This is a genomic window from Pseudoroseomonas ludipueritiae (genome assembly GCF_014490445.1).
Taxonomy (GTDB): domain Bacteria; phylum Pseudomonadota; class Alphaproteobacteria; order Acetobacterales; family Acetobacteraceae; genus Pseudoroseomonas; species Pseudoroseomonas ludipueritiae.
Genome location: NZ_JACTUZ010000179.1, coordinates 1 through 8,277 on the forward strand (window position 1 = coordinate 1; position 8,277 = coordinate 8,277).

Consider the following 8,277-nt stretch of genomic DNA (forward strand, 5'->3'; position numbering starts at 1 on the left):
CGGGGGCCTGCTGCGGCCGGCGGTCGCGCTGCGGACGCTGGCCATGCCCATGGCGCTGGCGGCCACGGCCATGATCCTCACGCCGCGCGCCGACCATGGTGGGGGAGGGCGGGCCGAAGGCATCCTCGGCCAGCGGCTCGGCCGGCAGCAGGCGGAAGCCCAGGGCGTTCAGCACGGCCGGCAGCGCATCGGCCTTCACGCCGAGGCGGCTGGCGACATCCTGCGGCAGGGTGGCGGGGGCGCGGCGGGTCAGGTGGCCCAGTTCGCCGGCCACACGCTCGGCCACGTCCAGGCGCAGCAGCACGGAGCCCGCCTGCACCCAGCCCATGGTGGCGGCGAAGCCACGCGGCCAGCCTTCCGGCGGCTGGATGGAGACGAGGCCGCCGCCCGGCAGGGTCGGCACCACGCATTCGGCCTTCAGCGCCCAGAGCTGCGCGCGCAGCGCCATGGGGCGAGGCTTCAGCACCTCCGGCAGATAAAGCGCGAAGCGCCCGGCGCGGATGCCGATGGCCTTCAGCTTCTGCCGCAGTTCCGGGTTCACCTCGGCCTCGGTGCCGCCGGGCACCAGCCCCAGGTATTCCCGCAGGCGGAAGGCGGGGCCGCGCAGGGTGTTGTCCTCGGCCGCCTTCTCCTCGACCGTGGCCAAGGCCGCGAATTCCTTCGCGATCAGCGCCTCCAGCCAGGCGGCCAGCTTGGCCCGCACCCGCTCCCGCTGCGCGCCGTCCAGGAATTCGGACTGCAGCACATCCACCTGCGGCTTGTCGGCCGTGGGGCCGGCCTTGAGGCGGGCGATCTCGGCCCCGTCCCAGGTGATGCGGTGGGTGGGGGTCAGGGCGAATTCCTCGTCCTTCGCCGCTTCCAGCGCCACGACGCGGCGCGGGATCTCGTCCACCAGGGCACGGCGGGCGGCGCGCAGCACCAGCTTGCGCTCGTCCTCATTGGCGGCAGAAGCATCCGGCTCGAACACGAAGCCGCTGACATGACCGACGGGATGGCCTTCCACCACCACCTCTCCCTTACGATTGACGGCGGAGAGCAGCTCTTCCTCCGTTTCGTCCAGCCGGCGGATCAAATGAGCCGCGCGGCGGTCGACGAAACGGGCGGTCAGGCGCTCATGTAGCGCGTCGGAAACGGCGTCCTCGGCGGCACGCGCCTCGGACTGGAAACGGGTTGCGTCACGCACCCAATCGGCCCGGGCGGCCACGTAGGTCCAGACCCGGATCGCCGAAAGGCGCGTCATCAAGGTATCGAGGTCGCCCTCGATATTGCCAAGCTGGGCGATCTGCCCCGCCACCCAGTCGCTGGGCAGCACACCGTCCTGGACCAGATGGCCGAAGATCTTGGCGGCGAACTTGGTGTGGCTGTCATCCGCCAGCTTGCGGAAGTCCGGGATCTGGCAGGCTTCCCAGAGCAGCCGCACCCGGGCGCGGGAGGTGGCGAGCTTCCGCACCTCCGGGTCCCGCGACAGGGCTTCCAGCGTGATATGGTCCGTGGCGTCGTTGCCGCGCGCCAGGCCGGGCTGGTTGGGCGCCTGCGCCAGGCCATCGAGCAGGCTGTCGATGCTGGACATGTCCAGGTCGGAATTGCGCCAGGCCAGGGTCTGGAGCGCCTCGAACTGGTGGGTCTCGATCTTTTCCACGATCTCGTCCGGCAACGGCGGGCATTCCGCCGTCACGCCGAAGGTGCCGTCCCGCATGCCGCGGCCGGCGCGGCCGGCGATCTGCGCGGCCTCCTGCGCCGTCAATTGCCGGGGGCGGTGGCCGTCGAACTTGTTCAGGCTGGCGAAGGCGACATGGTCCACGTCCATGTTCAGCCCCATCCCGATGGCGTCGGTGGCCACCAGGAAGTCCACTTCACGATTTTGATACAGCGCCACCTGGGCGTTGCGGGTGCGGGGGGAAAGGCGGCCCATCACCACCGCGCAGCCGCCGCGCCGGCGGCGGATGGCCTCGGCAATGGCATAAACCTCGCCGGCCGAGAAGGCGACCACGGCGGAGCGCGGCGGCAGCCGTGTCAGCTTGGCGGGGCCGGCATAGGAAAGCTGCGAAAGGCGCGGGCGGGTCTCGATCTCGGCCTGCGGCACCAGCCGCTGGAGCAGGGGGCGGATGGTCTCGGCGCCCAGGAACATGGTCTCGACCAGCCCGCGCGCATGCAGCAGACGGTCGGTGAAGATATGGCCCCGGTCCGGGTCGGCGCAGAGCTGGATCTCGTCCACAGCCACGAATTCGGCCTTCCGGTCCAGAGGCATGGCCTCCACCGTGCAGGCGAACCACTTGGCATCGGGGGGGACGATCTTTTCCTCCCCGGTGATGAGGGCGACGTATCGCGCCCCCTTGGCGGCCACCATGCGGTCGTAGTTCTCGCGCGCCAGCAGGCGCAGCGGGAAGCCGATGATGCCGGAGGCATGCGCCAGCATCCGCGTGATGGCCAAGTGGGTCTTGCCCGTGTTGGTGGGACCCAGGATGGCCTTCACGCGGGCCGGGAACATGGCGGCGGACGAGCTATGGGGGACGAAACCTGACATCGCCTCCGGTGTGTGGAGCCATTGGGGGGTGCTTGGCAACGGGGCGTGTGCGCCAGGGCCTCTGGTCTGATGCGCGCGGCTGGGTCAGGCTGCCTGTCCCGATGCCTCAGATCCCCCTCCCGAACCTGCCTCACGCCGTGCGTTACGCCGCGCTGCTCGGCACGGCCTATGCCGCGCTGGGCATCTCCCAGCCCTTTTTGCCGGCCTTCCTGGCGGAGCGGGGGCTGGAGGCCGGGCAGGTTTCCCTGGTGCTGGCGCTGGGCTCCGCCGTCCGGCTGCTGGCCGGGCCACTCGGCGGGCGGCTGGCGGACCGGCTGGGCGACCCGCGCCTGCTGCTTGTGGCCTCGGCGCTGGGGGCGGCCCTGGCCTGCTGCGGCTTCCTGCTGGGGGCGGGGCTGCTGGGGCTGGTGCTGGCGCAACTGGTCTTCAGCGCCTTCCTGGCACCGTTGGTGCCAGTCTCGGAAGCCGTGACGCTGGCCGCCGCCGGGCGCGGCTGGCTGGATTATCCCCGGGTGCGGGCGGCGGGCTCGGCCACCTTCATCCTGGCCTCGGCCCTGGGCGGGTGGGCGGCGGGGCGCTGGGGATTCAGCAGCGCGCCGGTGCTGATGGCGGCCATGCTAGCCCTGACGGCCCTGGCCGCCCTGCTGCCGCGCCATGGCGGCGGCGGCCTGGCACGCGCCGGAGGCGGGGGCTTCCGCGCCGTGCTGGCCCTGCCGGGCTTCCGGCGGCTGCTGCTGCTCTCCGCGCTGGTCCAGGGCAGCCACGCGGCGCTTTATGCCTTTGGCGCCATCCATTGGGCGGCGGCGGGGCACGCGCCGGTCACCATCGGCCTGCTCTGGGCCGAAGGCGTGGTGGCGGAGATCCTGCTCTTCGCCTTCGGGCGCCGGCTGACGGAGGCGCTGGGGGTGCGCGGCATGATGCTGCTCGGCGCCCTGGGCGGGCTGCTGCGCTGGGGGCTGCTGGGTGCCACCACCTGGCTTCCGGCCCTGGTGCTGGCCCAGTTGCTGCACGCCGCCACCTTCGGCGCGCAATACCTGGCGGCGATGCGGCTGCTGCAGCACCTGGTGCCGCCCGCCCAGGCATCGACGGCACAGTCGCTGCATGCCAGCCTGGGCGGCGGACTCGGGACAGGGCTGCTCACCCTGGCCTGCGGGCCGCTTTACGCCGCCTGGGGCGGGGCAGGGGCTTTCTGGGCCATGGCGGGGCTTTGCCTGCTGGCGGTGCCGGTGGCTCTCGGCCTAAGGCGGGACGCGGTGTGGCAAAATATTCTTGACCGATCGGTTTGAACGACAACTTGAGTTTACGTGGCGGTTTTTCTTTCCTCAGAAGAACGCGGAACGAGACGGACAGAGGCAGAGGCACCGGCGTGGACGAGGATAAGGCAGCCATGGCTGCAGACAGCAGCAAGCTGACCGACCATGATAGCGGCCATGGTCAGAGCACCGGCGTGCCGGCGGCTGGCCGGCATGAGGGCGTTTCCTATTCGCCCACCGGCGGCCCCGGCATCCGGCACTGGCAGGAAGCGATGATCACCGAGCCCGGCCTGGAGGAACGCGGCAACGTGTTCTTCGCGGCGGTCGAGATGACGCGCATGCCGATGGTCCTGACCGACCCGAACCAGCCGGATAACCCCATCGTCTTCGCCAACCGGGCCTTCCAGGACCTGACGGGCTATACGCCGGAAGAGATCGTCGGCCGCAACTGCCGCTTCCTGCAAGGTGCCCAGACCGACCGCGAGAAGGTGGCGGAGCTGCGCGAGGCCATCGCCGAGCATCGCCCCGTCTCGGTGGAGTTGCTGAACTACAAGCGCGACGGCACGCCCTTCTGGAACGGTGTTTTCGTGGCGCCGGTCTTCGGTCCGGATGACAAGCTGATCTACTTCTTCGCCTCGCAACTGGACGTGACGCGCCGCCGCACGGCGGAGCAGTCCTTCCGCCAGGCGCAGAAGATGGAGGCGATCGGCCAGCTCACCGCCGGGCTGGCGCATGACTTCAACAACCTGCTGCAGGTGATCTCCGGCAGCCTGGAGCTGCTGCGCAACAAGCTGCCGGATGACCGCCTGACCCGCTACGTGGACCGTGCCGGGGAGGTCGCCGAGCGCGGCGCCAAGCTGACGCGCCAGTTGCTGGCCTTCGCCCGCAAGACGCGGCTGGAGCCCCGCCCGTCCGACATCAATGCGCTGGTGCATGAGTTTATGGACATGCTGGACAGCACCGCCGGCAGCCGGGTGGAGATGCAGGTCAACCTGCGCCGCCGCCTGCCCGCCGTGCTGGTGGACCCGGCGCATCTGGAGCTGGCGCTGCTGAACGTGGTGATCAATGCCCGTGACGCCATGCCGGCGGGCGGCATGGTCACCATCTCCACCTCCTCCACGGTGCTGGAGGATAACGGGCTGCCGGGCGGGCCTTATGTGGTCATTTCCGTCAGCGACGGGGGCGAGGGCATGCCCGACTATGTTCGGGAGCGTGCCACCGAGCCCTTCTTCACCACCAAGGGCACCGGCAAGGGCACAGGGCTCGGCCTGGCCATGGTGCAGGGCTTCGTGCAGCAGTCCCGCGGCAAGCTGGAGATCGACAGCAAGCCCGGGCGCGGCACCACCATCCGCATGTTCTTCCCCGCCGCGGAGGGCGATGCCATCCCGGCGCCGCGCCAGCAGGAATTCCTCGCGCCGCAGGAGTCGCGTGGCGGCGCCGAGACCATCATGGTGGTGGAGGACAGCGACGACGTGCTGACCCTGGCGCGGGAGCACCTGGAGGCACTGGGCTACCGCGTCATCGCCGCCCGCAACGCGGATGAGGCGCTGGCCCTGCTGGCGAAGCCGGAGAATGCGAGGGTCGACCTGCTCTTCTCCGATATCCTGATGCCCGGCAGCATGAACGGGCTGGTGCTGGCGCAGCGGGTGCGGGAACAGATGCCCGAGGTCGCCGTGCTGCTGACCACCGGCTACAACGAGGACCTGGTGGCCGAGGGCCCCGGCACTTCCGACTGGGACGTGCTGGGCAAGCCCTATCGCCGCACCGCGCTGGCCGACCGGGTGCGGACGGCGCTGAACCGCCGCGCCGGCAAGCCGCAGCCGCTGCGCAACCAGGGCGGCGGCCCCAGGCACGAGGCCTGAGCCGCCGCCCCTGGCCGGCGGCTCAGACGCTGGCCAGCAGGGCGGCCATCAGCCGTGCGCGGGGCACCAGCGCATCCATCAGGATGTGCTCGTTCAGCGTATGGGCGTTGCCGCCCAGCACACCCAGCCCGTCCAGCGTGGGCACGCCCATGGCGCCGGTAAAATTGCCGTCCGAGCCGCCGCCGGCGCTTTCATGGCCGATGGTCAGGCCCAGCTCACCGCCCAGGCGGCGCGCCAGTTCGTAAAGGCCCATCACCGCCTCGTCCGGCTCCCAGACCGGGCGGGTGACGCCGCGCTTCACCTCGAAGCGCACATCGCCGCTGGCATTGTTCAGGGCCAGCATCTTCTCCACCGCCGCATCGAGGTCCGGCTGGCGCTTCGCCATGGTCAGGGCCTCGGCATCGCAATAGGTCGGCACGCAGTTCACCCATTGCCCGCCATGCATGACGCTGACGGAGAAGGTGCAGGCCTCGGTGGTCATGTCCTCGATGGCGATCAGCCGGCGCGCCATTTCCTTCACCGCGCTGCGGCCGGCGGAAAGCTGGGCGCCGGCATGGCTGGGACGGCCCACCGTGCGGAGGTTGAAGCGCGCGATGGCATAGCGCCCGGTGACCACGCCGCCATCCGCCCGCCCGGGCTCCGGCACCAGCACCACCTGGTGGCGGGAAGCCTCGGCCTCGATCAGGTCGCGGGTGGAGGGGCTGCCGATCTCCTCGTCGCTGGTCAGCAGCACCGTCACCGGGCGGCTGGTGGGGATGCCGGCCTTCGCCAGCGCCGCCAGGGCCTGCAGCGTCAGCACCGTGCCGCCCTTCATGTCGAAGATGCCGGGGCCGAAGGCGCGGTCCCCTTCCACCCGGAAGGGCAGGCCGGTGGCAAGGGTGCCGACGGGATGCACCGTGTCCAGATGCGCCAGCACCAGGATGCCGCCTTCCACCGCGCCGGGCGGGGCGAAGCGGGCGCGGATGCAATCGCCCAGGCCCATGCGGCCGGGGATTCGCTCCACATGCGCGCCCATCAGCGCCATGTCCCGCATCGCCAGCGACATCATCGCATTGACGGCGGTGGCGTCGAAGGTCGGGCTTTCCTGCTCCACCCAGGGGCGCAGGCTGGCCAGCAGCCCTTCCGCCGTGAAGGGCAGGGCGAGGGCACGGCTGGCGTTGGGGGAAAGCGCCGAAGGCGTCGCGGCATCCATGGGCAGGCTCCTGCAATGCGGTCCGGGGTGGCAGCCTGCGGCCTCTCCGGCATCGCGGCAAGGGCCTGACTGGCAAGGGGATTGGCTGACGCCGCCACGGGGGGCCTGTTACACTCCACGCATCATGACCGAAGCCCCGCCCCCCCGCCGCATGGCCCCCGAGGCCGGCCCGCATCTGTGGAACGCCGCGGCGCTTTCCCCCGCCGACTGGATGCTGCCGCTGGGAGCCGAGGCGGCGGCGGAAGCGCATGACGCCGCCCCCGCGGCCCCTTTGCCGCGCCTGGACCCGGTGCTGTCCCGTGTCGTGGAGCGGCTGCTGCACGGCAGGGGATTCGTGCTGCTGCGCGGCCTGCCGCCGCCGGAAGACCCCGGCGCGCTGCTGCGCCTGCTCGGTGCCCGCATGGGGGAGGTGCTGGCCCCGCAGCCAACCGGCACGGGCCCGCTGTTCAACGAAGCCTGCGACATGCTGCTGCTGTTGTGCACCGACTCGACCACGGTGGTGCTGCGCTCCGCCGCCGCCGTCCACAACACCCTGCTGAAGGCCAACCGCGCGGCGCTGGAACTGCTCTACCAGCCATTGCCGCAAGTGGAGGTGCCAGTTTTCGCTGTCAGCACCGGCGTCTTTTCCGCGCGCCTGGACCATGCCGCGCTGGCCCAGGCCGCTTCGCCCGAGGCGGTGGCGGCGCTGGAGCAGGCCTTGGAGGCGCCCGGCCTGGCGCTGAGCCTGCCGCTGCGGTCAGGGGATGTGCTTGCCCTCAACCCATTCCTGGTCTGGGCCGGCCGCGCGCGGGGGCTGGTGGCGCAGCCGTTGCTGGCACGGGAGGATTCGCGCTTGACGGAAGGCGCCTTCGCCGGACTGCTGCGGGCATGACGCGCATCCTCGTCGCCAATGCCAATACCACCGAGGCCATCACGCAGCTCTGCGCCACGGCGGCGCGCGCGGCGGCCGCGCCGGGCACCGAGATCGTGCCGGCCACACCGCGCTTCGGCCCGGCGGTGATTTCCTCCCGCGCCGAGAACGTGATCGCCGGGCATGCGCTGCTGGAACTGCTGGCGGAACATGCCGGGCAGGTGCAGGCGGTGGTGCTGGCCGTCAGCCATGACACGGCGCTGGAGGCCGCGCGGCAATTGATGCCCTGCCCGGTGGTGGGCATAACCGAAGCCGCCTGCCTGACCGCCTGCATGGTCGGCGCCCGCTTCGGCCTGCTGACGCTGGGCGGCGTGGAAACCTACCGGGAGCTGATCGGCCGCCACGGGCTTTCCGCCCGCCTTTCCGGCCTGGAAGGCATCGATGCCACGCCGCAGGACGCGGTGGCCGACCCCGCGCGGGTGGAGGCCATGGTGCTGGAGGGTATCGCCCGCCTGGCCCAAGGCGGCGCCGATGCCGTGGTGCTGGGCGGCGCGGCGCTGGCGGGCATGGCGGCGCGGCTCGGCCCCCGGGCGCCG

6 protein-coding genes are annotated in these 8,277 nt (G+C 71.3%); 4 read left to right on the plus strand and 2 right to left on the minus strand.

The annotated features are described in order from the left end of the window. On the minus strand, positions 1–2,524 hold a 2,524-nt coding region (locus tag IBL25_RS22695), incomplete at its 3' end, for a helicase-related protein (protein ID WP_238940600.1). Positions 2,525–2,625: 101 nt separating this feature from the next. On the opposite strand from IBL25_RS22695, the gene IBL25_RS22700 reads away from it, so the two are divergent. Both IBL25_RS22700 and IBL25_RS22705 read left to right on the plus strand, forming a co-directional pair. Further along, positions 2,626–3,810, plus strand: coding sequence for an MFS transporter (locus IBL25_RS22700; protein ID WP_187780766.1), 1,185 nt, complete (start codon positions 2,626–2,628; stop codon positions 3,808–3,810). Between the two features lie 101 nt (positions 3,811–3,911). After that, positions 3,912–5,639: a histidine kinase famiy protein gene (locus tag IBL25_RS22705; RefSeq protein WP_187780767.1), complete on the plus strand. Its 1,728-nt coding sequence runs from the start codon at positions 3,912–3,914 to the stop codon at positions 5,637–5,639. A 22-nt stretch (positions 5,640–5,661) separates the two neighbouring features. Here the strand turns inward: IBL25_RS22705 and IBL25_RS22710 are convergent, their stop codons facing one another. After that, the gene (locus tag IBL25_RS22710; RefSeq protein ID WP_187780768.1) at positions 5,662–6,831 is read right to left on the minus strand and encodes a M20/M25/M40 family metallo-hydrolase; all 1,170 of its coding nucleotides are present in this window, start codon (positions 6,829–6,831) and stop codon (positions 5,662–5,664) included. 124 nt (positions 6,832–6,955) lie between these two features. Between IBL25_RS22710 and IBL25_RS22715 the strand changes: the two genes are divergently transcribed. Then, positions 6,956–7,702, plus strand: coding sequence for a Fe(II)-2OG oxygenase family protein (locus IBL25_RS22715; RefSeq protein ID WP_187780769.1), 747 nt, complete (start codon positions 6,956–6,958; stop codon positions 7,700–7,702). Then, positions 7,699–8,277, plus strand: a 579-nt coding sequence (locus IBL25_RS22720; RefSeq protein ID WP_187780770.1) for an aspartate/glutamate racemase family protein, incomplete at its 3' end; no start/stop codon positions are given. The genes IBL25_RS22715 and IBL25_RS22720, both read left to right, overlap by 4 nt.